Here is a 25,078-nt window from a genome sequence, read left to right on the forward strand (position 1 = left end):
CCTGCCGAAATCGCATGGCATCGCATAGGGTTCCGCTTTAATTTTTCTGAAGTCGGTCAAGGTCTCAGTCTTTTGGCGTGCTGAGATTCCGCGTGGATTGGCTCAAACTACGGAACGTCGATCGTCGATCTCAAGCTCCTCCCTGCAGGAGCCTGTAAGAAAGGTTACGACCCATGTCGAACTACGATCGAGATGCATCTGCGCCCGCCTTCTCCGCAAACCGCGTCACGGCGATAGACGTCGGCCTTCGCGCATTCATGCTGCGCGTATATAATTACATGGCCGCCGGCGTTGGCTTGACCGGCGTTGCCGCGTTTTTGACCTACCAGTTCACCGGCGATGAATTGCTTCAAAGTCAGCTGATGTGGGTGCTCATGCTGGCGCCACTGGGACTAGTGTTCTTTATCAGCGCCCGAATCAACACGTTGTCGGTGGAAGCTGCGCGAGGATTGTTTTTCCTCTATGCGGCCCTTGTCGGGGTTTCATTGTCGACCATCGTCCACATCTACACGGAGTCCTCGATCACGCGGGTGTTCTTTATCTCGGCGGCGGCCTTCGGCGCGCTCAGCATCTTTGGTTACACTACCCAGCGCGACTTGTCGGGATTCGGAACTTTCCTGTTCATGGGCCTGATCGGCATCATTATCGCAAGCCTGGTCAATCTGTTTCTGAGATCGAGCGGGCTCGATTGGATGATTTCCATTATCGGCGTCGGCGTCTTTGCGGGCCTGACTGCCTACGACACCCAGCGGATCAAGGGGATGTACGACCGCGGCGATGACACGATTTCGGCAGGCCGCAAGGCCGTGATGGGCGCGCTGTCGCTCTACCTCAACTTCATCAACCTGTTCATGATGATGCTGCGCCTGATGGGCGGCCGACGCTAGAGTACGAGTGATTCTTGCACGCGAGCCGCTCGCAGAGCGTTGCAGCGGCTGAAATCGCCAACATGCGGCATTTGCGAGTTTCGAGTTTTCTCGCGCACGTGGGAACAGTATCCTGCTTTTTGGGCAGGGGCTTCGCAACGAGCACGTTCATTCAGACTGTACGAAAGAGCGGCGGCCACTTGCTTCCGCTCTTCCGATGTCCACCGTATTGCAGCCATTATGGCGTCGGTACGCAGCGGTTGTAGGGGGCATAATAATAGTAGCCGTATGGACAACCTACCGGGGCGGGAGCGCCGTAATAAGCACCCGCGGCAGCAGCCCCGACCGCGGCAGCACCGACCGCAGCAGCACCGACGCCGACCGCCACTCCCGGGCGTACACCACGGTAGATGCCGCCACGGTAGATGCCACCACGGTAAACGCCGCCACGGTAAACCCCACCGCGAGAGACACCAGCGCGATATGCGGAGGCGTCAGTTGAAATGGTACCGACAAATCCGATGCCGATAATGACGGATGCAGCGAGCGAAATGATGGTTCGACGTGACATGTTGGGTCTCCTCTCGGGCCTGACCAACGACACTCTGGGCTGCTAAACCTCGTCCCGCGGATATGGCGTTTAATGCGTTGCGAACGGACCAGACTCTCGCTCCTCATCGACTTTCCGTAAATGCCGATCCGCTCAAGTGCCGAACAGTGGAGCAAGGACTGCCAAGTGACTATGCAGTTTCGGCACCCGGCTTTTCGGAATTGCTTGAGCGGCCGAGCCGGCGAGGCATACGCCATACCGTCCATGAAAGGAGACAATTCGTTCGACTTTGCGGCTCGCTCCCTTAAGACAACTCACTCGAATGACTTCATCGCGAAATGAAATCTCGGAACGCAGCTGCTCCCTCTTCGATGTCGCAGCAGCTGCAACTATCGACCGGCGATTGTGCGTCGTGATCGAACAATTCTATCGAAAAAAGCAGGGGCGTGTCAGATTCGTCTTGCGAGATTTCAAGCATGCGAACCTCGTAACTTCCGAGTCGCGCGAGTGAAACTATTTTCGCGGCGCCTTCCGGAATGCACAAGAGCTTGATATAGGCCCGTGTAATCCGCAATTTGCTAAACTCGATCTCAGATGCGTTGCACACGATCATTCTCGGAGCGCTGAATATTGACGACTTCCATCATCGCTGCTTGTGGCACAACGACCTGCCTTCAAGAGGTGGCGTGCCGCGCGGGAGATGATATTAAGCTGGCCGACAGGGCCTGTGCCCCGATCTAGGAGCCAGGTTTCGGACCACCGTCATCCGAATACTCGACGAATTTTTTGTATTCCCAGCGTCCTCCACGGTTGCGCCGCCATACCATTCCCCAAACCAGCCGACCGGCAATCGATCGCCTCGGCATGATGACCCACCAGAGATGCCAAGCATCAGACCACCCCTGTCGCACATCTGAACGGGCGGCAGAATCAGTTTCGTTGCTGTTAGCCATCAGTGATCCGCGATATCCGAAAGACGCTGAACTGGGCGCCGCGGCAACGGGATGGCTGGCAGCGACAAAAATGCCGCTGCCAGCCATTGAGTTGCTTAGCCGTTTGCGAGCGGCAGAGCGACGTAACGGGATGCGTCGCCGGAGCGAAGGCGCATCAGCACGCTGCCCTTCTTGTCGGTGCGTGCGGTTTCAAGCGCTTCACCGACGTCACCGGGTTTCGTAACGTTCTTTCCGGCAACCTCCAGAATCACGTCGCCCTTCTTGAGCCCGCGATCGGCAGCTACGCTCTTCGGGTCTACCTTCGTGATAACGACGCCTTTCTTGCTTGCGCTGTCTGCCTTGCCCACTGGGGCAAGGGTGAGGCCCAGATGCGGAACGTCGGTACCACGGGTCGACCCTTTGCCATCGGCTTCACTGTCGGCCTTGGCTTGCTGAGCGTTTGGCAGTTGACCAAGGGTCAGACTGACGACTTTGCTCTTGCCCTTGTGCAGAACGTCCAGCTTGACGGTGCTGCCAGGTGCGAAGCCCCCAATGATGCGGGCAAGTTCACGGGCATCCTTGACCGACTGACCATTTGCCGCAGTGATGACGTCGCCTGCCTCGATGCCGGCCTTTGCTGCAGGCCCGTCTTTCTGGGGGTCGGCCACCAGCGCACCTTGCGCTTGTTTCAAACCCATGCCGTCGGCGATATCCTGGGTTACCGGCTGAATCTGAACACCGATCCAACCGCGGCTGACGCTTCCATTGTCCTTCAGCTGAGCGATCACGTTCTTTACAGTCGCTGCCGGGATCGAAAATGCGATGCCGACGCTACCGCCGGATGGCGAATAGATCGCGGTGTTTACGCCGACGACCTCGCCCCGCATATTGAAGGCTGGGCCACCCGAATTGCCCTTGTTAACGGGCGCGTCGATCTGAATGAAATCGTCGTAAGGACCACTTCCGATGTCACGGCCGCTGGCTGAAACGATACCGGCGGTTACGGTGCCACCCAAGCCAAACGGGTTGCCGACTGCAAGTACCCAATCACCAATTCTGGCCTTGTCAGCAGAAAGCTTCGCAAACGAAAAGTCTGAACCGCCTTCGACCTTGATCAAGGCAAGGTCTGTCCGGGGATCTGTCCCGACCACTTTCGCGGTGTAGGTCTTTCCGGCGTCAGTCGTTACTTCGACTTTGTCTGCTCCCTCGACGACGTGGTTGTTGGTAACCGCGAATCCATCGGATGAAATGAAGAATCCGGAACCTTGCCCCATCGTGCCACGCCGACCGTTACGCCCGGGATTTTGAAATTCGCCATTCGGGCCGCCGAACTGACGAAAGAAGCGCTCCATGGGCGAGCTCGGCTCGTCGGCGTCGTCCTTGTTGCTCGCGTCAGCGGCCTTGTCCTTCATTGTGACCTTGACCGAGATCACAGACGGCTTCACGCGCTCCACCACCTCGGCAAATCCAAAGGACTGGGCGGCGCTTGACGCAGCATTACCGACCTGGGCGTGAGCTGCGCCGCCGAAGATATCAAAGCGATCGGACGAAGAGCTGACCCCATACACCGCGAGCCCGGTTACCACCGATGCCATCAACACGACTTTTCGTGCCGAGAACAGGGAGCGCGTCTGCTCCCGATGAGAGGAGGAAGCAGAATTGCGTTGGTCCGTCATAAGAGAGCTCCAGGTTGAGGATTCAGCGCGCAGTTGCGCGCGCCAATGCCGCTGCCGATACGGGCTCTCGCATTACACGATGCTGGCTAGAGAATTAATGTTTCGAAATGAATCGAGAAACTGAAGGTCATCGTGGCTCAGAAATGAAACCACGGCCGCTATCAAGAATTGCCTTCTGGTGAAGCCGCAAATCATCAATGCGTCTTTGATTCTATTGGCTCAGAGTTGCAGATCGGCTCGCGCCTGAAGCCCCCGACACCCGCGGTAAAGGGCGCATTGTCAGCCAACACCAGTTGACGGAGCGCGACACGTTGTCGCGATAACACTCCTAACAGATCCGCCGCACGCCAAATGGTACTCGCTTCAAATTCATTTGGCTTCCCGTCAGCGTAAACTATCTCCCACGACCCGTGATCTCTCGCAATCTAGAAAGACGACATTTCGCTAAAATCAGACCCAGCGGTCCCCACGCGATCGTGCGAGGCGCTGCGGCGGCACCGGTCGGTTGCGGAACGCCGACCAAGCGTTTCCGAAGGACTTTCACCAAATATTTTCCGGTACTCAACGGAAAAGCGCCCAAGCTCAACGAAGCCAAATGAGGTCGCGATTTCGGTGACGGTCACAAAACGACCACGGGCCAACAGCAACGCCCGCCTTGCTCCCGATAACCTCAACATCCGCAGGCGTCGACAGGGCGGCAGGCCCCGAATCTTCTGAAAAGCTTTGCGCAGGGTTCGCTCGCTGACGGCCAGCGCTCGACAGAGTGTTGGAATATCGAGCGGAGTTTGAAGGTTGGCCAAGGCAAATCTCTCAGCCTGCTCGACCAGTTCGTGGTTTGGCTTGCCCGCCCGCTTGCCAAGCGTGAGGACCACGGATGGAGTGCCGTTACAATTGAACATTTGCAGCAACCCAATTGCGAACGCGCCATTAACGGCTCACAACGGAAACACTGCATCGACAAATGTCAGATTGATATTGCCCTTTAGGGCAACTGGTCGAGCTGCCGATCTCCACGATACCGCTTCGCTCGGTACGGTGTCGAGCTGCTTGCCGGCGACCACATAGAACAAAACCCTGAGCGTGGCGACGCTCGGTTTCGTCTCAGTGTATGCACCTTTGCTATCAGGCTTGAGAGCTAACTCCATTTCGCCGCTGTCGAGCATCTTGAATACGATCTTTGCCTGGTACTCGGCGGATTAACGATTGCACCGATTCTAGATCGAGACTTCCGGCGGGAGTCTCGATCGGCTGAACGCCCAATGTTGAGCACGAGTCTGTTCAATCGCGGGACGAGCAATGCCGTCTCGCTAGGGGCCCTCCCCCCAGCAAGATCTTGAGTGAGGCCCCGAGCACTTCTGATTCCGCGTGGCTGTGCAGGCCAACGCAGAAAGCGAGTGGGGCTTCGTTGACCAAAGGAACGCGGAATAACGGACCAGCGATCACGTTATTCCCGCGTGGCCACGCTTATGAGGAGCCCCCGATGCTATTCCGTTCCAAACGCCGTACGCCGGAACCCGACACCGGATCCTACCCACAGACAGAGTCCGAGCTGCGGGTTAACAAAGACAGCTCGATCAAATTTCTGTGCCAGCCGGACGACTCCGGCGTTATTGCCGAGCCTGCGCCGGCCAAGGCGGCGCTGCCGGACTGGTTTCGACGCATTCCGCCTGTCGACCAATCGGTGCTTTCGGCCACTAACAACGGCCTGACCATCAAGCGATGCATGCCTTTTCTCGATGCAATGACGCTTGGCTTTGTCCTGCCGATCGCTGCGACAGTGCGTCTGCAAATCAGCGAGCAAGGCCGCAAGGTTGATGCCGGCTGGGAGTTCGACCGGGTGATGGTGAGCAATCACGGCAGCTACCAGATCGCCGGACACCCGCTCGCAGACAGACCGCCCATGAAATTTCACAACTACTGGACGATCAAGACGCCGCCAGGCTGGAGCTGCCTGTTCGTCGCACCACTCAACCGGCATAACCTTCCCGTCGAGATCCTGGCCGGCGTTGTCGATACCGACACCTATGCGTCGCTGATCAACTTTCCCTTCATCGCGACCGGGTCCGATGGGGTCCACGTCATCGAGAAGGGTACGCCGCTGGTGCAGGTCATTCCATTCAAGCGTGGTGAGGCGGACCTCGAACTACGCAAGGAAGGTGCCTCGCGCGAGCGCCTCGTGCCCGTCGTTGCGGCGGAGACCGCCGTTGAGCAGCGCGAGCGCCAGCAGATTCTGCGGAACACCCAGGCCTCCGAGGGATGGTATCGAAAGTTTGCACGTGCGAGGCGATGAGGCGATGGCGACACTGACGAGGCGCCGGAACTTCGGCGGCATTCGGAATAAGCTCTCGTCGCGCTTCGTTTCATTCTGGGGTCGAGAATAAATCGGCCCCGTATCGCAACCAAGGAAAAGAGGATCTTGCCATGAAACGAGAAGCTATCTTCACCGCCAGTGCGATCGTCCTGGCGCTCGGGACGACCGGCGCGCAGGCTGCCGTCGGCGTACCGTTCGACACCGCGGTCAAAGCCGTGAAGGCCGAGCGGGGCCAGATCATTCTGGCCGGCAACAGTTCGTCGAACTCGAGCTCCAACAGCTCGTCGAACACCAGCTCCAACAGCTCGTCGAACTCCAGCTCCAACAGCTCTTCGAACTCCAACTCGAACAGCTCGTCGAACTCAAGCTCCAACAGCTCGCGCTAAGCGGGTCTTGGCCAGGTTCGGCCAGTCGACGCCAACAACGGAAAGGGCCCGGGCTTCCGGGCCCTTTCTGCGTGTCTTATTGCGTGCAGGCAGCCATCAACCGGCAACATGACGAGCCGCCCCTGGCCCCTCGGCGCGGCAACGTCCGACTATTCGCGGGACAACGCTTCGATCGGGTCAAGCTGCGCAGCCCTCGCAGCCGGCATGTAACTGAACAGCAGTCCGATCGCGCAAGATGCGGCCACCGCGACGACGACGGTTGCGGGATCCACGACGAGCGGGATCCGAAGCCAAAGGCGCGCAGCCCATGCAAGAGCCAGCCCGGCAAAGATGCCGGCCAGCCCGCCTCCGACTGCCAGCAGAACCCCTTCGGCAAGCACTTCCGCCTTGATCTGGCGCGGCAGCGCCCCGATTGCGAGGCGGATTCCGATTTCTGCGGTCCTGTCAGCGACCGAGACCAGCATGATGTTCATGATTCCTATGCCGCCCACCAGCAGGCTGATCGCTGCGATGGCGGTCAGCAACGCGGTCAGTGTCCGCGACGTGCCCGCCATCGCCTCAGCGACCTGGCGCATCTCGAGCACATGGAAGTTGTCGGCCTGCCCGGGGGCAATGCCGCGACGTTCGCGCATCAATTCCTCGATCCGCTCTTTCATGTGCGAGGTATCGACGTCATGCCGGACCAGGACATTGACTGACTGGATATCCATGGTGCCCTGAATCCTGCGCTGATAACCGGTGAGCGGCATGACCACGATGTTGTCGTCGTCCTGCGACAGCCCCGACTGCCCTCGCTTTCGAAGCACTCCGATCACTTCGCAAGGCAACGTCTTGACGCGAATGGTTTCGCCAACTGCGGCACTGCCGCCGAACATCCGTTCATGGATGGTCGCTCCGACAATGCAAACATTCTTGCCGGCCTGAATTTCGTGACCGGAGAAAAGCCGGCCCGCGGCGAGGCCCCATCGCTTGGCGATAAAAAAATCGTTGTCTGCACCTGTGATACTGGCGACCCAGTTTGCCTGTCGCAAAACGACGCGAACCGGTTGCGAAGCGATGGGCGCGACCGCCTGCAGTGCACTGCGAAACTGGCGGATCGCGTCAACGTCGGCGTATGTGAATGGCTTCGCCTCAATCTGCGCGCCCTTGCCACCGCGAGTATCCTGGCCGATGCGGAGCGACAGCAACTGCATGCCGAGTTGATCAATCTGTTCCTTCACCTTGGCATTGCTCCCGCGCCCGATCGTCACCATCCCGACCACGGCACTCACGCCGATAACAATGCCGAGCGCGGCCAGCGCCGAGCGCAGGACATTGCGCTGCAAGGCAGAAACAGCCAAGCGCAGGATCTCATAGGTCATGACTGCACTCTCCATCGAAGTGTCTTTGACGGATGCGGCCGTCGGCGAAGCGAATGGTGCGACGCGCATACGCGGCGATCGAGGGGTCATGTGTCACCATGACAATCGTGGTGCCCTCTTCGCGATTGAGGTGTTTCAGCAGTTGCTTGATTTCGGCACCTGTCGTGCTGTCGAGCGCGCCTGTCGGCTCGTCGGCGATCAGCAGGTCGGGCCGGACGACCAGGGCGCGCGCGATCGCGACGCGTTGCTGTTGGCCGCCGGAGAGTTGGTCCGGGGTGTGGTGCTGGCGCCCGGACAGGCCGACCGAGATCAGGGCCGCTGCGGCGGCCTCGCGGCGCACCCGGCGCGGAACGCCTTGGTACAGCAGCGGCAGCTCGACATTGTCCAGAGCGCTGGTGCGCTTGATGAGATTGAACCGCTGGAACACGAATCCGATGCTGCTTCGCCGCAAGAGCGCCCGACGCGTGGCGTCGAGCGCGCCGGTATCGATCCCCTTGAAATGATAACGTCCGCTGGATGGTGTATCGAGACAGCCGATGATGTTGAGAAACGTCGACTTGCCGGAGCCGCTGGGCCCGACAACCGCGACGAACTCGCCCGGTGCGATCGACAGATCAACACCTGCGAGGGCGGTCACCGAAGCAGGTCCGCGGCCGTGAATGCGCGCAACATTCTCCAACAGCATCAGGGGCTCGATAGTGCCATTTGCGGTGCGCTCTCTCGCCCTGCTTTCGGCAGCGCCGGAGCTCATGGCTGAACCGCCGCTGTGTCGATGACGATGCTATCGCCTGCTGCAATGTCGCCATCGAGGATTTCGCTGTGCGTGCCGTCGGTCTCGCCAATCCGCACGTGAACGGATGTGAGCACGCCGCGAACCAGCTTGTAGATTTGCCGACGGCCGGCCAGAGGGGAATCAGCGGCGCGCGCCGTTGCGGGCGCCGCTGCGATGGCCGGATGAGGTGAGGTCGCAGCATTCATCGCGTGAGCGATCGCTCCAGGCACGCTCTGCGGAGGCACCTGGGTCGGCGGCACGAATCGCAGCGCAGCGTTTGGCACCAGCAGCACGTTGCGGCGCTGTGCGACCGTGAGGTCCGTTGTGGTCGTCATGCCGGGCTTGAGCTGAAGCTCGTCATTGTCGAAGCCAAGAATCGCCTTGTAGGTAACGACGCCCTGCACGACCTCGGGACCAAGATAGATTTTTTCGACAACAGCCGGGATGGCGCGATCGCGCAAGGCTTGGCCCTTGAACACGGCAGGCTGTCCCGGCCGCACGGCGAGAGCATCGGCTTCATCGACATCGACCTTGACCTGCATGTGCTTGAGGTCGGCTGCAATACGAAACAGCACCGGCGACTGGAACGAGGCTGCGATCACCTGGCCACGTTCGACGTTGCGCCGAAGCACCACGCCGTCGACGGGTGCGACGATCCGCGTCTTGTCGAGATTCGACGCCGCGAGATCGACCTCCGCGGCAGCGATCCTGAGTTCTGCTTCAAATATCTCGACCTGGGCTGTCGCCTTCGTGAAAGCGCCGACCGCCACCTCCAGTTCGCGCTCGCTGATGGCTTGCCGCTCCGCGAGCCGCTGCTTCCGGTTCCGTTCGCTTTCGGCAAGCGCGAGATTAATGCGTCCTTCACGCAACCGCGCTTCGGCAAGACCGTGCGCGGCTCGGGCGCGCGTGAGCTGCCTTGCGGGCACGGCATCGTCGAGCGTCGCCAGGAGTTGCCCGGCCTTTACCCTGTCGTTGTAGTCGACAGCGATATCCCCGATCGTCCCGGACAGTTCGGTCGAAACTTCCACGATTCTGACCGGTTCCACGGTCCCGGTTGCAGAAACCTTGACCTCAAGATCCCCGCGGAAGGCGGCCTGTACGACGAACGGTGTGTCGATCGGCGGAGACCCATCGCCTTCGCTGAAGCCAATCACGATCGCGGCCGCAACAATGGCGATCCCCGCCAGCCCGGTTGCAATACTGCGCCTTCTGCTTCGAGGCTGCAGCTCGGCGAGACTCCATTCGGCGACCGCGCGTCGAGAGCCGGTCCAGGCCGAGCGAAGCTGGTTGAGCTTTGGAATTTGCCACATCAGCGCTGCTCCGTCGGGCGTTCGAAGTGAACCTCAACGCCTTCAACGAACGTCTTGGCAGCTTATTCCAGCATTTTGCTCCGCCAAGGTCGTTCACTTGCCACGCCGTCGCGTGCATCAAGACGGATGGGAAATGCGGCACCTCGCGGACCCGCGGATGCAGGAAGCAGGGATAACCGTGCTTCCTGCCCGAGGCAGACTCAGACGATGAGGAAGTCGTTAACGCTGAGAGTCTGAACACCCTGTAGCGTTGCGATCCACTGGGCGCTCTGGTCGCCGGCGCCATCGGCATCCCAGCTCAACCTGCCGTCATCGGTATCAAACAGGAATGTCCCGAGGCCGGAACTCGTCGCGACAGGTACTGAAGATACGACGAGCTGGCTTGCGTCGAGCGAATTGCCGCCGCTAATTCCGCCGCCGAACATGGCCGCTTCGATCTGCAGTTCGTCGGTACCGATCCCAAAATCGGTGATCGTGTCGCGGTTCGCAGCCATGTTCGATAACACGAACGAGTCCTGATCGGCTCCGCCGGTCAGGATATCACCGCCTAGCCCGCCGATCAGCACGTCGCTGCCGATGCCGCCGGTGAGGTTGTCGGCTCCGATACCGCCGTCAAGCCGATCGTTGCCGCTATCGCCGATAAGCTGGTCGTTTCCGGCATCGCCGATCAGCCAGTCGCTGTCTTCGCCGCCGAACAGACGGTCGTTGCCGGATCCGCCCGCGACCAGGTCGTCGCCCGAACCTCCGGAAACGATGTCGACGCCGTCACCGCCGTACAGCCGATCGGCGTCCTTGTCACCGTCGAGACGGTCGTCACCGAGACCGCCGTACATTTCGTCCTGGCCGTCCTCTCCATAAAGGATATCGTTCGCGTCGCCGCCTTCGACCAGATCGGCGTCCTCCCCGCCATAGAGCGTATCGGCTCCGCTGCCGCCAAAGACGAAGTCCTGCCCCTTGCCGCCAAGCAGGACGTCATTGCCATCGCCGCCAAACAGCTCGTCGTTGTCTTCGCCGCCGTCCAGTCTGTCGCCGCCGATGCCACCATAGAGGGTGTCCTCGCCCTTGCCTGCGGCCAGCGCATCGTTTCCATCCTCGCCTTCGAACAGATCGTTGCCTTCGCCGCCATCAAGGACGTCATTTCCGGCTCCACCGAACAGCTCGTCATTGTCCTTGTCGCCGTAAAGCCGATCGTCACCGCCGTCGCCATACAGAATGTCGGTGCCTTCTCCACCATTCAACGTATCGTTGCCGTCGAATCCTTCCAGAATGTCGTTGCCCTTGAAGCCGAAGATCGTATCGGCCAGACCCGTGCCGCGCAGCCGATCGTCAAAGTCAGTTCCATTGATCTGCATGGACCACTCCCGTTGTTCAGCCGCGATGCGGCCTTTTCGCGCGGCTCCAACAAGAAACGGTTAGATCCGCTCCTGCGCCACCCGAAGCTAAACGGAAGCCCGCAGTGCTTATTCCCGGATGAACCGAAAGGGCTTGCACGGCTCAGGCCATCCTGAGATGATCTCCAGGATGTTGCTGTTAGCGGATACATAAAAAAAGATGATAGCTTTCGGAATATGCGAGAGCGCGCCACGTTATTTCTTTACGACTACGGCCCTCGACGTCGAGACGTGAGGAATGAGTTATGCCGTCGACGTCGAGACATGAAGAATGAGCGGCTTCGGTGACGAACTTGTGGGCTTGCTACCTCGTCTGCGTCGATTCGCGCGCTCGCTGACCGGGCGAGCCGATGAGGCAGACGATCTTGTACAAGCTACGCTTGAGCGCGCGCTGCGCGCCCAAGCGCTGTGGGAGCCGGGCACACGGCTGGACGCATGGCTGTTCAGAATCATGAAGAATCTCTGGATCGATCAGATCCGGCGCCGGAAAATCGAGGGTGCGCAGACGGCGCTTGAGGATGCGGAGCACCTTTCCGGTTCCGATGGCAGAGCCGTGGCTGAAAGCCGTATTGTGCTTGCGGACGTCAAGGCGTTTCTCGCGTCGCTGCCGAGTGATCAGCAGGCCGTTGTTCAGTCCGTTTGTGTTGAGGAGTTGAGTTATCGAGAGACTGCCCAACGCCTCAAAACTCCGATCGGGACAGTGATGAGCCGTCTGGCACGCGCCAGGCTTGCTCTGTCAGCCGGACTCGATTTCGATCAATTCATCGAAGCCCGTCACAACGCGAATAAGTCCTGATGACCGCGATCACCGACGAAACCCTGATGGCCCTGGCCGACGGTGAACTTGAACCCGCGGAGGCGGCCCGCGTGCGCGAGGCGCTTGGCCGCGACAACGATCTTGCTGCGCGATTTGCATCATTCGCGGAATCGCGGGCGCTCTTGTCCGGAACGTCCAGCCGCGCCGACGATGACGTGCCCGAACATCTTGTCGGCATGGCCCGCAGGCTCGGGAATGCATTGTCGGGCTTTGGCCGAGGCGCCCAGCACGGCTCCGTTCCGCCGCCTGAAACATCCGCAACCAACGAAGCCGACGACCGTGCCGGAAAAAACGGTGTCATCAGGCCCGCCAGCGCATGGCGCGAACAAACCTCGGGCAGTTTGCGTCGGTCCGATCGCTTCAAGGCCATGGCTTTGGCCGCCTCAATCGCACTTTGTGCCGGAGGCGTGCTGGGCTTTGCACTCAGCGCGCTTCGACAGCCCGACAACACGTTCGCGAACAATGTGCCGCTCAACAGCATTGCTGTATCGCCTGCTGAAGCGGAGTTGCTGTTCCAACTCGCGAGCGGCGAGTCGCGGCAAGTCCCAAGCAACTCGGGAACGGCGACGGCCGACATCACCATGGTATCCACGCATCGGATGGAAGACGGCTCCATCTGTCGCGAATTCACGACGGCGATCGTCGGCACGCAGCAGACGCGGGTCGCCTGCCTGCGGGAACGCGCGTGGCGTGTCCATCTCGTCGTGGTTTCGCCATCGAGTGGAGGTTTCTCGCCAGCGAGTGGCCAGGAGACGGCGGATCATTTCATCGAAGCGCTCGGGAGCAAGGAAATCCTGACCGGCGACGCGGAGCGCAAGGTTCTCGTACAGCCTTAGCTGCACCCTTGATGATGCGGCTCCTGCAATAGAGACCGTCGCACAGCCGTTATGGATTGCGGCCGTTGGGCGCACCGTCGCCCAACGTCGTCAGATGGTAGACGCAAGCCGAAGTGTTCTGCGCACGGCGACCGAACGCCACCGGAACTCATCCGCTCCGTGAACGTTAAGCCCCTGCCAACCAGCTGACGTGAAGCGCTTCGTTTCGGATCGCTCCGCGCTTTTTTTACGCCGGGCGGGAATAGGCGGGCAGCATCCTCCGTTGTTGTACGGCGACGAAGGCGCAAGTCAACGTATCACCAAGGATAGCGAATGTGACAGAAAAAGTCGCCGTATGATCGCGAGCTGGCGCGCGCCACCTAGCGCAAGCGCGCACAAGGGAGCTGTTACGTGTCAACCACGCAGTGCAACAATTCTAGTGATCCCCCCATGAGAACCGTGACTGCCTGCCGTTCATTCGCGACCGTCGTCGGTCTATTTCTGGGCTTCGCCGTTGTCGGCCAGTCCCCAACACACCTTGCACTGTTCCCGCCCGCATTCGCTGACGATGGTGGCGGTGATGGTGGCGGCGGCGGTGGTGGCGGCGGTGGTGGCGGCGATGGTGGTGGCGGGGCCGGCGCTGGCGGAGGCCCCCCGATCGGCAGCCAATGGACCCCTGGCGGAAGAGGTAGACACTTCTCGCTGTTTCGCGGCTTTCGGTTGCCGTGGGATGCAAGACCGCGCCGCGCCGCGAGGGCGCGTGCGAATGCGCCTGAATATGTGCTGTCCGAAATCGAGGCTACTCAAGCCCAGACACTGCGCGACCGCGGGTTTCGCGTCATCGCCGAACGCTCGCTGAGCGGCGGCCGGGGTTTGTTGCTGCGGGTCGCAGCGCCGGGCCGGATTTCCAAACAACGCGCGCTCGCATCATTGCGTGAGATCGCACCGGGACGGCCTGTCGATGAGAACACCTTATATCGCCAGCGATTTTGGATGCAGGGCGGCCGGTCAACGCTGCGCAACGCGTTCCTCAATCCATTGGAGACCGTAGGCTGGCGTTCGCTGGAAAACTGCGGTGACCTGGGTGCCATCGGGCTGGTGGATACGGGTATCGATGCGGACCACACAGGGCTGGCGAGCAAGCGACTAGAGGTGATTACGCAGCGCTCGCCCGACCGACAGGCGTCGAGCAAACGCCACGGAACGGCGATCGCGACGCTCTTGCTTGGCGACGGCGTCTTCTCGGGATTAACGCCGAAGGCCCGGATTGTAGCGGTCGACGCGTTCCATTCGCAAAACGGCACAGACCAGATCGACACGTTCGATCTGGTCTCCGCGATGGACGCTTTGGTGGAGCGCGGCGTCGCGGTCATCAATCTGAGCCTGGCGGGATCGTCAAACGAGGTTTTGGACGCGGAGGGAAAGCGTGCGCAGGCGCGAGGCGTCATCGTGGTCGCCGCGAGCGGCAATGACGGCGCCGCCGTCAAACCGCGTTATCCTGCAGCTTATCCATGGGCGATCGCGGCAACCGCGGTTGACAGGAATCTCGTCGTCTACAAGCGAGCGGTTCGTGGACCGCATATCCGACTTGCCGCTCCCGGCGTCGATCTGGCTCTTCGCGATGGCGACGGGAAGCTGCGACAGCACACCGGCACCTCCTTCGCCGCACCGTTCGTCGCCGCGCGGCTGGCGCTGGCTCACGTGGGAAAACAGGCCCGGCGCGCCGACGCTGCAGGCCCACCCGCCGACGATCTCGATTCCGCGCCCGCCGCGGAAGCCCGGGTCGCGGCACTCAGCAGCCAGGCGATCGATCTCGGCGAACCCGGAAAGGACAGCGTCTACGGAGACGGCCTCGTGCAGTTTGGCTCCGCATGCCGCTCCGCAACGAGTGCGACACGATGAAACTTGCCGCACACAAGTTGCGACAACAATCACCGCGCTGGAAACGACGCAGCCCCGCAAGATCTGCCATGCTCCGCATCCTGTGGGCTCTGAAGATGAATAGCTCCTGATAACCCCGTCGGCGGCGCTACAGTGTCCGACGAGATGAGCGGGCGGCGTCGGGCGGCGTCGAGGTCCATGACGACCGTCCGCAAGCGGTGGCCATGGCGGCCCGCGGGGTCACGCAAGCGCATGCCGACCAGGACCATGCGAATCGTATCTTCGGTCGCGTGGCGGAGCAGATCAGACGCCGACGCCAACGCCTCGTCGAGCGTCCAGGGCCGCATCTGGATGCTCGCGAACGCGTCGATACCGCAATCGAGATTGATCTTGGCGCCTTCGCCGATTGAACCGGCAAGGGCGATCACTGGAAGGCCGCGTGCCTTCGCGCGCCGCGCGACCTCCGCCGGCACCTTGCCGAACGGCGTTTGGCTATCGAGAGTGCCCTCGCCGGTGAGCACGAGATCGGTCTCGGCCAACAGGGCGTCGAAGTTGGTGTACTGCATGACCATGTCGAAGCGCGGACGCAGCACCGCGCCGAGGAGCGCATGCAACCCCGCTCCAATGCCTCCGGACGCTCCGCCGCCAGCCACCGTCGTGACATCGACGCCGGTTGCGGCGCGGACGCAGGCGGCATAGTTCCCAAGCGTCGCCTCGAGCATCATAATCTGTACGGGCGTCGCACCTTTCTGCGGACCATAAACACGCGTCACGCCATGTTCACCAAGCAACACGTTGTGCCAGTTGACCGCCGCCTCAATCTGCACGCGGTCAAGGCGCGGGTCTCGATTCGACAGGTCAATGGAGGCAAGCCGCGCCAGCGCGCCGCCGCCGCAACCGATCGGCTTGTTGTTCGTGTCAAGTAGACGGATGCCGAGCGCTTCCGCCATGCCGGCGCCGCCGTCGTTGACGCCGCTGTCCCCGCACCCGACCAGGATGTGCTCGGCGCCGGCATCGAGCGCCGCGCGGATCAGTTCGCCGACGCCACGGCTCGTCGTTACCGCCGGATCGCGCACTTCGCGCGGCACCAGCCGCAGGCCGGCCGCCGCCGCAATCTCGATCACGGCCGTTTTAGGCCCGGCGCCGCCAAGAAAGCCGATCGGCGCGCTCACCGGCACGTTGACCGGACCAGTGACCGTGACCTGTTCGAGCGTGCCGTTCGTCGCCGCGGCCAGCGCCGCCGTGAAGCCTTCGCCGCCGTCGATCATCGGCGTGGGGAGCACCCGAGCATCGGGCAGCGTACGCCGTACGCCCGCTGCCATGGCCTCGGCGACCTCGGTAGCGCTCAGGCATTCCTTGAAGCCCGAGGGAGCGATCAGAACGGTAAGGGCCATCTTGTCCTCCGTTGCGGGGCGGCAGAAGAGCGTGCGGGGATAACGGATGGGATCCAGGATTATTCCGGTGCATGGAAGAGCACTGCTGATTGCCACGTGGTGCGGCCGATGATCATGGTTGCAACGAGATGCCGAGAAGCGGCCAGACGACAAGCGCGAACGCCACCAACAGAATGAGGTGAATCGGCAAGAGCACAGCTGAGAGGAGCAACAAATCCTTCGGCGCATAGGTCGGCTGCTTCAGCGTGGCGTAGAGCGCGACCGCTTTCGCGCTTACTGGCAGCGTCTGGCAGAAGCCGGTTCCGACTGCGACGAGCAGAATGAGCGCGGCCGGATCGTATCCGAACCCGGCGAGCGGCAGCGCGAGCATCGGAATGAGAACAACCGCCCGTGCTGTCCGCGACGTCACGACCAGATGTGCGCAAAGTGCGATCGCGGAGACAAATGTGGCGACCGCGAGTGGGTTGCCGAATGCCTGCCGGTCGACGCTCGTTACAAGATCCGCCGCAACCAGGCGCGCGGCGTCGGAGGCGATCAACGCGTCGCCCATCAGCATGGTAGCAATCAGGAACACCAACAGCTTCCATTCGATCGCTTTCAAGGCCGTGACGGGCGTGAGCGCGCGGGAAGGTCCGATCACGAGCAGTGTGGCCGCCATCAAAGCGACAAGAGCAGGCTCGATTCCGACGGCCGTCGCGCCGAGGAGCGCGACCAGCATGACGGCGACGATCGTTGCTACCGCGCGCTGCCGCGAGCGGAGCGGATCTCGCGAAATGCTTGGCAGCTTGGGCGCTGTCATGCGCGTCTCGCGGTCGAGGAAGAGCCCAAGGATCACACTCGTTGCCACGAAGCTGCTCGCGACCGCGAACGGCAAGCCCAGCACGGTCCAGCGTGCGTAATCGATGGGCGCTCCGCCGGACCGCGTGATGAACTCGGCGGCGACCAGATGCGCGCCCGCGCCAGTAAGCGAAGCGCATGCCGAGAGCAGAACGACACTCGGGATAAGAAGCGCGAGTGCACGCACGATCTGTACATCCCGGATCGAAGCGGCGAGCGTCAGGAACACCGGCAGGAACAACACAGCGCGACCGGTCGTCGAGGGAACGACGAAAGCGGTTGCCACGATCAAGAGGGCGAGCCGATGGAACAGGCGCGTGACCGATCGGACATTGCCAATCGTGGCGATCACCGCGCGTTCCGCGAGTCCCGATCGCGTAAGTGCGGTTGCGATCACGAAGGCTCCGACCAGGAGTCCGATCAGCGGGTTTGTCAGCGTCACCGGGATGGTGGCGAGGGGGACGGCGCCGCCGAGAAGGAGCGCCGCCACGGCTGCGAGCGCGACTACGGTGTCGTCGATTTTGAGCAGAGTCCATCCCACGATCGCGAGCGCAAACACGACCAGCACGAAGCGTGCCTCGGCCGGATAAGTCAACTCCACCGCGATGACCGCGACCGCGGCGAACGCGGCCATGATAGCTATCACCGACCACGGGCTTGAGCCGCCAGCCGCCGCTGTCGGCTCTCGGACAATTTTTTTACCGACCGACACAGTTTGTTCATGGGCCATGCAACGACAACGGATGGCGTTGGGGATTATTCCCGGATTGACATCGCGTCGCTCAAGGCACCCGTTAGCGGACTTGACCGGCAGACCAGGAGATCGCGGCGGATGCTCAAGGGACTCCCGGCCTTTCAGTATTGCCGGCCCACCTCTATGGAAGCGCTTGCCAGCACACCGCATCGACCGGGCGGCGTGGATAAGATGGTGGGTGCGCTCATCAACGCCATCCGCGATCGCATAGGGGGTGCCTCGCTGTTCAGCCCGACTTTCTTGCCGTTTCTCTGCGCGATGAGCGTGTTCCTCCTCAGCATGGGCTTGTCAGTCCGCTCGGCACTGCCCAGGCGCTCTCTCCGTTCGGCGAGAACGCCGGTGCGGCCTCGGCGCTGCTCGGTTTCTGGCAGATGATGAACGCCGCCGCCGGTGTTTGGCTGGCCGCCACCGTGTCGCATGAGGCGATGTTCGCGCTAGGCGTAGTGTTGACGACCTTTTGGCGCTCGAAACACTTCGAAACGCGGCGTTCAGCGCGTTTCTCGTAGGTCAACAGGCGGCTCGGCTCATGCTCGGAAACGAACTCGATGCCAACGGAGCCAAAGGAACGATCATCTTCACGAACGCCAGCGCAGCGCTCAAAGGCTTCCCATCGAGCGGTGCCTTTGCAATGGCATGTCACGCCAAGTCGGGACTCGCGCAGAATATGGCAAGAGAACTGATGCCGCAGGGTATCCATGTCGCGAATGTCCCGATCGATGCCGCCATCGGCTGGACTCAGGTGGACGGCACCCGCGCGCACCGGCTGACGGGAACGACTGTCGACGACAACATGGCCGACCCAGACCATATCGCCGAAACCTATCTGCAACTGCATCGCCAGCATCGGTCGACCTGGGCGTTCGAAGTCGTGCTTAGACCGTGGGTCGAGAAATGGTGACGGGCATCGTCGGCGCGCCACCTCGCGGCGCGGGCGGCATCATGCTCCCCAATCATGCACCCTACGTCATCGCCGAGCAATTCGGGACGCTGGCCCGACTGTTTCCAGGCCGCATTGACCTTGGGCTGGGCCGCGCACCCGGGACTGACCAACTCACACTGCGCGCTTTGCGCCGCACGCCTGAGGCCGCCGAAAACTTCCCGCAAGACGTTCTTGAGGTGCAGGCCTTCCTGGCTCCAGCCGGTCCAAATCAGCGCATCCGGGCCGTGCCGGCGGCAGGAACGGAAGTGCCGTTGTGGATTCTGGGATCGAGCAATTTTGGCGCGATGCTGGCGGCTGAACTCGGGCTTCCCTATGCCTTCGCCTCGCATTTCGCGCCCGAACTGCTCGTCCCTGCGCTGCAGATCTACCGCAGCCGCTTCAAGCCGTCCGAGCAGCTTGACCATCCCTACGCGATGGTAGGCGTCAACATCATCGCCGCCGGCAGCGATGACGAAGCGCGCAGGCTGGCGACGACGCAGCAGATGTCCTTTGCGAACATCTTCCGCGGCGCGCGCGGCCTTAGCCAGCCGCCGATCGACGACATTGAAAGCTACTGGTCGCCTGCGGAAAAAGCGCAGGCGATGGGCATGCTCGCTCGCTCTATCGTTGGCTCGCCCGATACGGTTCGTTCGGGCATCGATGCGCTCATTACGGAAACAGGCGCCGACGAACTCATGGTCGTCTCCGATGTCTACGATCACGCAACTCGGCTGCGCTCCTTCGAACTCATCGCCAGCGCCGCAAGGATTGCCTAGAAAATTCATCCTTTTTCGCAGCGCGCAATGTCAGGCTTCCTGGAGTTCCGCTTTGCCGCCAGAAGCAGTCGTTAGCCGATTGTCTTTTGACTGAAGCGGATTTCAGTGATCGAATTCCAATGGATAGGGCCGTGATTTTGTGCTGCCGGGCAATTCGGAAGGACGGCCGGGTTGGGTCGAGCGGCCGCCCATGCGAGGTATGATCATCGCCATCAAACCTTCGCAATAAGCGCTATCCGTTAATCGAACCCCGACGACCCTTCTATCGGCATAGACTGCCCTTACATCCCTCAATTTCAGGCGCAAAGCGAGCAGCCGGATCCCATCGTATACTAACTAGCGTAGCCTCGCAGGAGTCGCTCTTCCAGGGAACATGAATTGACCGACTATGGCTTTCCTTCAGCGCGTGGGTCTCGCTTTATCAAGTCACGGGCGGGCTCCAGGGCTCCGGAGCGCTGCTGCTTCCACATTCCGTATGGTGCAAGAATGTAGCCGCCAATCGCCCAGCCAAGCATCCACGAGAACGCAAGCCAGTCCGGCAACTGAACGAAGGTTCGTGCTCCGGCCGGAACGAACATGCCAGCCACCCAGAGCAGGGCGACTCCCAAAGCCTTCATCCAGCCATGTCTCCGGACATGGGCCAGGTAGGCTCGTAGATAATCGCGAAAATCCTGCATCTTCCTACCCTAGCAGGCTCGCACACAGCCGTCACGAGCAGCGATTTGTTCTCCAATCACGCGCTTCAGGCAGGAACGGTTCGCCTCCTGCATTTTAGTATCCGGCTCACCGAATACGGTGTCGACCAGCATTACCGTTCGGGCTCTTCGTGTGGCTGCCGATGCTCAATTGCGAGCTTTCTGCGATACTCCAGGACAGGAAGCCCTCCCCAGCCCCAATTGCCTGGATCGATTTCGTCGATGACCACGAATGTCGCTTCCAGAGGCTTGTTGAGCACATCGAGCAGCAGCTGACTTGCGCCCTTGATCAGAGCGGCTTTTTCAGTCGCAGTAAGCGATTCGAATCCGCTGAGCGTGCCCTCACGTGTAACCTGTATAGTCACGATAGGCATGATAATGTCCTCTTGGCAGCTTTGCCGGTTAGGTATGCTAATGACCGGCGCTCTGACCGCCGTCGACGTGCAGAATCTCGCCGGTGACGAAAGGCGCGTTCTCCAGGTACAGTACGGCGTCGACGATGTCCCGCGGCTCTCCCATCCTGCCGACCGGATGCAGCTTCGACAGGAACTCGTGCGTTTCCGCCGCATGCATCGGCGTCTTGATGATACCCGGCGAGACAGCGTTGACCCTGATCTTGCGCGAAGCGTACTCAATCGCGAGCGACCGTGTTGCGGCATTGAGGCCACCCTTGGTCATTGCGGCAAGGCCTGCAGGCACGCTGCTGTTGGGATGATCAACCAGGGTGGTCGTGATCTGCACAATGTGCCCTGAACCTTGCTTCAACATTTCGGCGGCCACGCGCTTCGTGAGACGGAAAAAACCACCAAGATTGATTGCAACGATGGCCGTATAATCCTCCTCCGTGTAATCGGCGAAGGGCTTAGAGATGAAGATACCCGCATTGTTGATGAGGGTGTCAATGCGCCCAAAGCGAGCGAGCCCTTCCGAAACGATGCGATCCGCCGTCGCTGGATCGGCAATGTCACCGGCGATGTTCAGCACGTCCGCGTCCAATGACGGCTTGATCGAGCGCGAGTTCGCGATCACGCGGTAATTGTGATCGCGAAATGCCTTGATGAGTTCCGCACCGATGCCTTGGCTCGCGCCCGTGACGATGACGACCTTCTGTTGAGTACTCATGATATCCTCCGTTGTGTTTTGAATGGACGGCTTTCTTACGTTCAATACGGTGGTTGCTTGCGGTTTCGCTGCGCCTTGCCGGCCTCGACCCACCACGTCAGGTCGTCGGCAAAGCGCGGGAAGGACTGCTCGAGCGCCTTGCCGCCCTCCCCGGTCGGCTGACCGTCGGCCGACAGGGCCTGACCGATCGGTCCAACGGCGATCGTGCTCGAGATCACCACCATGCCCATTTCGGACAACGTGCCGTGCCAGGCGGTGGCGGCGCGCGCTCCTGACAGACGCCCGGCCGAATAGCTGACAATCGCGGCGGGCCGCCAGAACCACTCCTCGAGGAAGTGGTCGGTGAGGTTCTTCAGACCGGGCTGGACGCCCCAGTTGTATTCGCCGGTGACGAAGATGAATCCGTCCGCCGCCTTGATCTTCTGCGCCAGCTGCTCGAGCGCCGCGGGCGCCTGGCCCTTTGGGTACTCCTTGTACATGCGGTCGAGAATCGGAAGGTTGATCGCCTTGGCGTCGATCAGCTCGGCGTCGTCACCTCGGCGGCGCAGCTGGTCGACAACGTATTCGGCAAGCCGGATACCCGTCCGGTCGGAGCGATAGGAGCCGTAGAAGACGAGGATTCGGTTGCTCATGGGCGTTACTCCGCAGCTGGCTTGTGAAGGTGCGGTTCGCCGACGCCGGCGGACCGCACATGATGATGGTTACTTCGGCAGCGGCTTGCCGGCCTGCTCGTTGACGATGTACTCGGCGTACCAGTCCGGCCAGTTCACGTCGTGCTCGCCTGTCAGCTTCTCATGCTCGCCGTGGGCTGCCGCCGCACGGCGAAGCGTCGCCGCGAGGTCGGAGACCGACTTGAAGGTCGTGTCGCCTTCGACCCGGCCAGGCAGGCGGTTGGTGACTTCCTGCAGCACCCAGCCATTGCCGTCCGGATCGCTGAACGACGCGAACGAGTGGTAGGTACGGTGCTGCGGATCCGGGCCGCTGATCCGGACGCTTCCGAACAGGTAGGGCTCGTCGGTGCCGGTGTGGACGTTGTCGCCAGCGTGGAAGACCTCGCTAACCTTGACGCCGCGCGCAAGCAGCTCCTTCCGGGCGGCCTCGATGTCGGACACGATCAGGTACAGGCCCTGGGCGGAGCCCGGCTTCGCCGGCGTGACGTTCTTGCCGAAGATCACCGAGGCGCCGGAGCCCGGCGGAGTGAACTGGATCACGTGGAAGTCGCTGCCATTTGTGAACTCGGCATCAAAACGCCAACCAAGGTTCGCGTAGAACTCCTTGGCGCGCGCAACATCCGATACCGGAATGACGGCGATCTCGAACTTCATGTCCGTCGAACGGACCTTGGCGGGGTTGATTGCTACTGTCATGGTTGTCTCCTGTTGTGTGCCTGGTGAATACGGACGCCGCGATCACACCTGCGCGGCGACGTCGAGAATGGCCTGTGCGAACGCGCTCGGCGCCTCCTGTGGGAGATTGTGGCCGATGCCGCCGGTGATGTGCCGGTGCTCGTACTTGCCAGTGAATTTTTTCGCGTAGACGACGGGATTTGGATGCGGCGCGCCGTTGGCGTCGCTTTCCATGGTGATGGTCGGCACACCGATCGTCGGTGCCTCGGCCAATTGCGCCTCGAGTTCGTCGTAGGCCGCTTCGCCGTCGGCCAATCCAAGCCGCCAGCGATAATTGTGAATCACGATCGCGACGTGATCGGGATTGTCGAAGGCCTGCGCGCTGCGCTCGAAGGTGGCATCGTCGAAATTCCACTTCGGCGATGCAAGCTTCCAGATCAGCTTCGCGAACTCGCGGCGGTGCTTTTCGTAGCCGATGCGGCCGCGCTCGGTGGCGAAATAATATTGATACCACCACTCAAGCTCGGCCTTCGGCGGCAGCGGCACCTTACCGGCCTGTTGGTTGCCGATAAGGTAGCCGCTGACGGAGACCATTGCGCTGACACGCTGCGGCCAGAGCGCAGCCATGATGTTGGCGGTGCGCGCGCCCCAGTCGAAGCCTCCGACGACTGCCTTCTCGATCTTCAGTGCGTCCATCAGCGCGATGATGTCGACTGCAAGCGCCGATTGCTGACCATTTCGAAAGGTCTCGGTTGAAAGAAAGCGGGTCGTGCCGTAGCCGCGCAGATAGGGCACGATGACGCGATAACCTTGGGCGGTCAGGAGAGGCACGACTTCTGCAAAGCTGTCGATATCGTAGGGCCAGCCGTGCAGCAGCAGGACGGCTGGGCCGCTAACGGGTCCGCTTTCGGTGTATCCGACGTTCAGAAGGCCGGCATTGATCTGCTTCAGATGCTCAGGAGACGCACTGATCGCCAGCGTCCGTGTCGTCGCATCTGTAACCCCGGCCAGGCTCAGGTGCGCGGCTGCGGTGCCGGTCAATCCAATGCCGGTTGCGAGCGCAGCAGTAGCTGCGCCGATGAACTCGCGGCGAGTCTGGTTGGCGTCCTTGTGCATGGTCTTGCTCCCGTTGAGGCGTCGTCTCTCGAAAGACATCGGCCTCGTGTGGAAGCGATATGCACCGGATCAGGGATGTTGGCTCGTTAAGCGTTGTTAGACGTTGTCATCGCCACTTCGCAGCGACGGAAATTGCGTGCCGGCAATGCCGGCGCGATGGTTCGCCCAGCCTGGCCCGAAAGCTCGAGCATCGGCGGTCAGCCAAGGCATTGAGACAAAAGGATTTTATTACCCTCTGTGCCTTTCCAACAGCGATTAACAACACCTAACGGGCCAATTAGAGGCTTTTGCCCGATTGTCCGAGCTGTCAGGGCGAACGCCGAAAGGACCCGACATGATTCCGCTGCTCACCGACGCAATCGAGGCCCATGGGGGCCTGGACCGCTGGAAATCTCACCACACGCTCACCGCGATCATCGTCAGCGGCGGCGACCTTTGGGCACTTAAGGGTGTCCCGCAGGACCCCATCGCGCGAACAATGCGGGTCGAGCTTCATCGGCAATGGGCCTCGGTTGCGCCGTTCGGAAGTGGCAGGCATACCGACTTCACATCCGATCGCATCGCCATTCTTGCGGCCGACGGCAGCGTGGTTGCCGAACGATCAAATCCACGCTCTTCGTTTGCGCGGCACGACTTGCGAACGAGTTGGGACCCGCTGCATCGCGCTTATTTCAACGGATATGCGCTTTGGACTTACCTCACCACCCCGTTCCTGCTCGCCATGGACGGTTTCAAGGTCGAGGAAATCGAGCCTTGGCGCGAGGGAGCGGAAACCTGGCGCGGCTTGAGGGCCACCTTTCCTGCGGAGATCGCCAGCCACAGCTCTGAACAGGACTTCTATTTCGGCGAGGACATGCTCATCCGCCGGCACGACTACCACGTGGATATTGCCGGCGCTTTCCCGGCGGCGCAGTACGTCTCCGATCCCGTGAACGTGGAAGGCATCTGGATTCCCACCCGGCGCAGGGCCTATCTACGCGGCGACGACCTGAAGCCGATGCTCGATACGCTGATGGTGTCGATCGACCTCTCCGACTTCCGCTTCGGCTGA

The 25,078-nt window shown here is 61.3% G+C and carries 28 protein-coding genes; 8 read left to right on the plus strand and 20 right to left on the minus strand.

The window, feature by feature from the left end:
* The first annotated feature begins 173 nt into the window (after positions 1-173).
* Positions 174-887, plus strand: a complete 714-nt coding sequence (locus tag V1279_RS23835; protein WP_334440806.1) for a Bax inhibitor-1/YccA family protein — start codon at positions 174-176, stop codon at positions 885-887.
* A gap of 276 nt (positions 888-1,163) precedes the next feature.
* On the opposite strand, the gene V1279_RS23840 is transcribed toward V1279_RS23835, so the two are convergent.
* The 5 genes from V1279_RS23840 to V1279_RS23860 all read right to left on the minus strand — a co-directional run bounded on the left by V1279_RS23840 (position 1,164) and on the right by V1279_RS23860 (position 5,187).
* Positions 1,164-1,382, minus strand: a complete 219-nt coding sequence (locus V1279_RS23840) for a hypothetical protein (RefSeq protein ID WP_334440809.1) — start codon at positions 1,380-1,382, stop codon at positions 1,164-1,166.
* A gap of 1,082 nt (positions 1,383-2,464) precedes the next feature.
* Positions 2,465-4,024, minus strand: coding sequence for a Do family serine endopeptidase (locus V1279_RS23845; protein ID WP_334440811.1), 1,560 nt, complete (start codon positions 4,022-4,024; stop codon positions 2,465-2,467).
* Positions 4,025-4,218: 194 nt separating this feature from the next.
* Positions 4,219-4,449 (minus strand): TerB family tellurite resistance protein, encoded by a 231-nt coding sequence (locus V1279_RS23850; protein ID WP_442894909.1) that lies wholly within the window; start codon positions 4,447-4,449, stop codon positions 4,219-4,221.
* Positions 4,450-4,923: a helix-turn-helix domain-containing protein gene (locus V1279_RS23855; RefSeq protein WP_334440814.1), complete on the minus strand. Its 474-nt coding sequence runs from the start codon at positions 4,921-4,923 to the stop codon at positions 4,450-4,452.
* A gap of 36 nt (positions 4,924-4,959) precedes the next feature.
* Positions 4,960-5,187 carry a hypothetical protein gene (locus V1279_RS23860; protein WP_334440818.1) on the minus strand — a complete coding sequence of 76 codons (228 nt, stop codon included), beginning with the start codon at positions 5,185-5,187 and terminating at the stop codon, positions 4,960-4,962.
* Between the two features lie 317 nt (positions 5,188-5,504).
* Here V1279_RS23860 and V1279_RS23865 point away from each other — a divergent pair, with 317 nt between their 5' ends.
* Entirely contained in the window at positions 5,505-6,314 is an 810-nt protein-coding gene (locus V1279_RS23865; RefSeq protein ID WP_334440820.1) for a DUF6065 family protein, read from the plus strand.
* A gap of 70 nt (positions 6,315-6,384) precedes the next feature.
* Here the strand turns inward: V1279_RS23865 and V1279_RS23870 are convergent, their stop codons facing one another.
* From V1279_RS23870 to V1279_RS23890, 5 genes are all read right to left on the minus strand, one after another.
* Positions 6,385-6,708, minus strand: coding sequence for a hypothetical protein (locus V1279_RS23870; protein WP_334440823.1), 324 nt, complete (start codon positions 6,706-6,708; stop codon positions 6,385-6,387).
* A gap of 162 nt (positions 6,709-6,870) precedes the next feature.
* Positions 6,871-8,082: an ABC transporter permease gene (locus tag V1279_RS23875; protein WP_334440825.1), complete on the minus strand. Its 1,212-nt coding sequence runs from the start codon at positions 8,080-8,082 to the stop codon at positions 6,871-6,873.
* Positions 8,072-8,767, minus strand: a complete 696-nt coding sequence (locus V1279_RS23880; RefSeq protein ID WP_334440828.1) for an ABC transporter ATP-binding protein — start codon at positions 8,765-8,767, stop codon at positions 8,072-8,074. The genes V1279_RS23875 and V1279_RS23880 overlap by 11 nt, the downstream gene beginning before the upstream one ends.
* Before the next feature lie 62 nt (positions 8,768-8,829).
* Positions 8,830-10,164, minus strand: coding sequence for an efflux RND transporter periplasmic adaptor subunit (locus tag V1279_RS23885; protein WP_334440830.1), 1,335 nt, complete (start codon positions 10,162-10,164; stop codon positions 8,830-8,832).
* A 200-nt stretch (positions 10,165-10,364) separates the two neighbouring features.
* Complete coding sequence (locus V1279_RS23890) at positions 10,365-11,516, minus strand: calcium-binding protein (RefSeq protein ID WP_334440832.1); 1,152 nt, start codon at positions 11,514-11,516, stop codon at positions 10,365-10,367.
* A gap of 310 nt (positions 11,517-11,826) precedes the next feature.
* Between V1279_RS23890 and V1279_RS23895 the strand changes: the two genes are divergently transcribed.
* Both V1279_RS23895 and V1279_RS23900 read left to right on the plus strand, forming a co-directional pair.
* Positions 11,827-12,351, plus strand: a complete 525-nt coding sequence (locus V1279_RS23895) for an RNA polymerase sigma factor (protein ID WP_334440835.1) — start codon at positions 11,827-11,829, stop codon at positions 12,349-12,351.
* Positions 12,351-13,208 carry an anti-sigma factor family protein gene (locus tag V1279_RS23900; RefSeq protein ID WP_334440838.1) on the plus strand — a complete coding sequence of 286 codons (858 nt, stop codon included), beginning with the start codon at positions 12,351-12,353 and terminating at the stop codon, positions 13,206-13,208. Before V1279_RS23895 ends, V1279_RS23900 begins: the two co-directional genes overlap by 1 nt.
* 474 nt (positions 13,209-13,682) lie before the next feature.
* Here V1279_RS23900 and V1279_RS23905 read toward each other — a convergent pair whose 3' ends face one another.
* Positions 13,683-13,883, minus strand: coding sequence for a hypothetical protein (locus V1279_RS23905; RefSeq protein ID WP_334440841.1), 201 nt, complete (start codon positions 13,881-13,883; stop codon positions 13,683-13,685).
* A gap of 84 nt (positions 13,884-13,967) precedes the next feature.
* Between V1279_RS23905 and V1279_RS23910 the strand changes: the two genes are divergently transcribed.
* Positions 13,968-15,089 carry a S8 family serine peptidase gene (locus V1279_RS23910; RefSeq protein ID WP_334440844.1) on the plus strand — a complete coding sequence of 374 codons (1,122 nt, stop codon included), beginning with the start codon at positions 13,968-13,970 and terminating at the stop codon, positions 15,087-15,089.
* Positions 15,090-15,118: 29 nt separating this feature from the next.
* On the opposite strand, the gene V1279_RS23915 is transcribed toward V1279_RS23910, so the two are convergent.
* The 3 genes from V1279_RS23915 to V1279_RS23925 form a co-directional block, all read right to left on the minus strand.
* Positions 15,119-16,615: a glycerate kinase family protein gene (locus V1279_RS23915; RefSeq protein ID WP_334440847.1), complete on the minus strand. Its 1,497-nt coding sequence runs from the start codon at positions 16,613-16,615 to the stop codon at positions 15,119-15,121.
* A complete protein-coding gene (locus tag V1279_RS23920) occupies positions 16,575-17,933 on the minus strand; it encodes an SLC13 family permease (protein ID WP_334440850.1) in 1,359 nt (452 codons plus the stop codon). The genes V1279_RS23915 and V1279_RS23920 overlap by 41 nt, the downstream gene beginning before the upstream one ends.
* A gap of 394 nt (positions 17,934-18,327) precedes the next feature.
* Positions 18,328-18,564: a hypothetical protein gene (locus tag V1279_RS23925; protein WP_334440852.1), complete on the minus strand. Its 237-nt coding sequence runs from the start codon at positions 18,562-18,564 to the stop codon at positions 18,328-18,330.
* Between the two features lie 15 nt (positions 18,565-18,579).
* On the opposite strand from V1279_RS23925, the gene V1279_RS23930 reads away from it, so the two are divergent.
* Both V1279_RS23930 and V1279_RS23935 read left to right on the plus strand, forming a co-directional pair.
* Positions 18,580-18,951 carry a hypothetical protein gene (locus tag V1279_RS23930; RefSeq protein WP_334440854.1) on the plus strand — a complete coding sequence of 124 codons (372 nt, stop codon included), beginning with the start codon at positions 18,580-18,582 and terminating at the stop codon, positions 18,949-18,951.
* Positions 18,945-19,748 (plus strand): LLM class flavin-dependent oxidoreductase, encoded by an 804-nt coding sequence (locus V1279_RS23935; protein ID WP_334440856.1) that lies wholly within the window; start codon positions 18,945-18,947, stop codon positions 19,746-19,748. The genes V1279_RS23930 and V1279_RS23935 overlap by 7 nt, the downstream gene beginning before the upstream one ends.
* 386 nt (positions 19,749-20,134) lie before the next feature.
* Here the strand turns inward: V1279_RS23935 and V1279_RS23940 are convergent, their stop codons facing one another.
* The 6 genes from V1279_RS23940 to V1279_RS23965 all read right to left on the minus strand — a co-directional run bounded on the left by V1279_RS23940 (position 20,135) and on the right by V1279_RS23965 (position 24,027).
* Entirely contained in the window at positions 20,135-20,425 is a 291-nt protein-coding gene (locus V1279_RS23940) for a hypothetical protein (RefSeq protein WP_334440858.1), read from the minus strand.
* Between the two features lie 131 nt (positions 20,426-20,556).
* Positions 20,557-20,817 carry a tautomerase family protein gene (locus V1279_RS23945; protein WP_334440860.1) on the minus strand — a complete coding sequence of 87 codons (261 nt, stop codon included), beginning with the start codon at positions 20,815-20,817 and terminating at the stop codon, positions 20,557-20,559.
* A gap of 37 nt (positions 20,818-20,854) precedes the next feature.
* Positions 20,855-21,565: an SDR family NAD(P)-dependent oxidoreductase gene (locus V1279_RS23950; RefSeq protein WP_334440862.1), complete on the minus strand. Its 711-nt coding sequence runs from the start codon at positions 21,563-21,565 to the stop codon at positions 20,855-20,857.
* Positions 21,566-21,606: 41 nt separating this feature from the next.
* A complete protein-coding gene (locus tag V1279_RS23955; RefSeq protein ID WP_334440865.1) occupies positions 21,607-22,197 on the minus strand; it encodes an NADPH-dependent FMN reductase in 591 nt (196 codons plus the stop codon).
* A 69-nt stretch (positions 22,198-22,266) separates the two neighbouring features.
* Entirely contained in the window at positions 22,267-22,932 is a 666-nt protein-coding gene (locus tag V1279_RS23960) for a VOC family protein (protein WP_334440868.1), read from the minus strand.
* A 42-nt stretch (positions 22,933-22,974) separates the two neighbouring features.
* Positions 22,975-24,027 (minus strand): alpha/beta fold hydrolase, encoded by a 1,053-nt coding sequence (locus tag V1279_RS23965; RefSeq protein WP_334440871.1) that lies wholly within the window; start codon positions 24,025-24,027, stop codon positions 22,975-22,977.
* Positions 24,028-24,361: 334 nt separating this feature from the next.
* Here V1279_RS23965 and V1279_RS23970 point away from each other — a divergent pair, with 334 nt between their 5' ends.
* Positions 24,362-25,078, plus strand: coding sequence for a hypothetical protein (locus V1279_RS23970; RefSeq protein ID WP_334440874.1), 717 nt, complete (start codon positions 24,362-24,364; stop codon positions 25,076-25,078).

It is taken from the genome of Bradyrhizobium sp. AZCC 1610 (assembly GCF_036924515.1).
GTDB lineage: Bacteria > Pseudomonadota > Alphaproteobacteria > Rhizobiales > Xanthobacteraceae > Bradyrhizobium.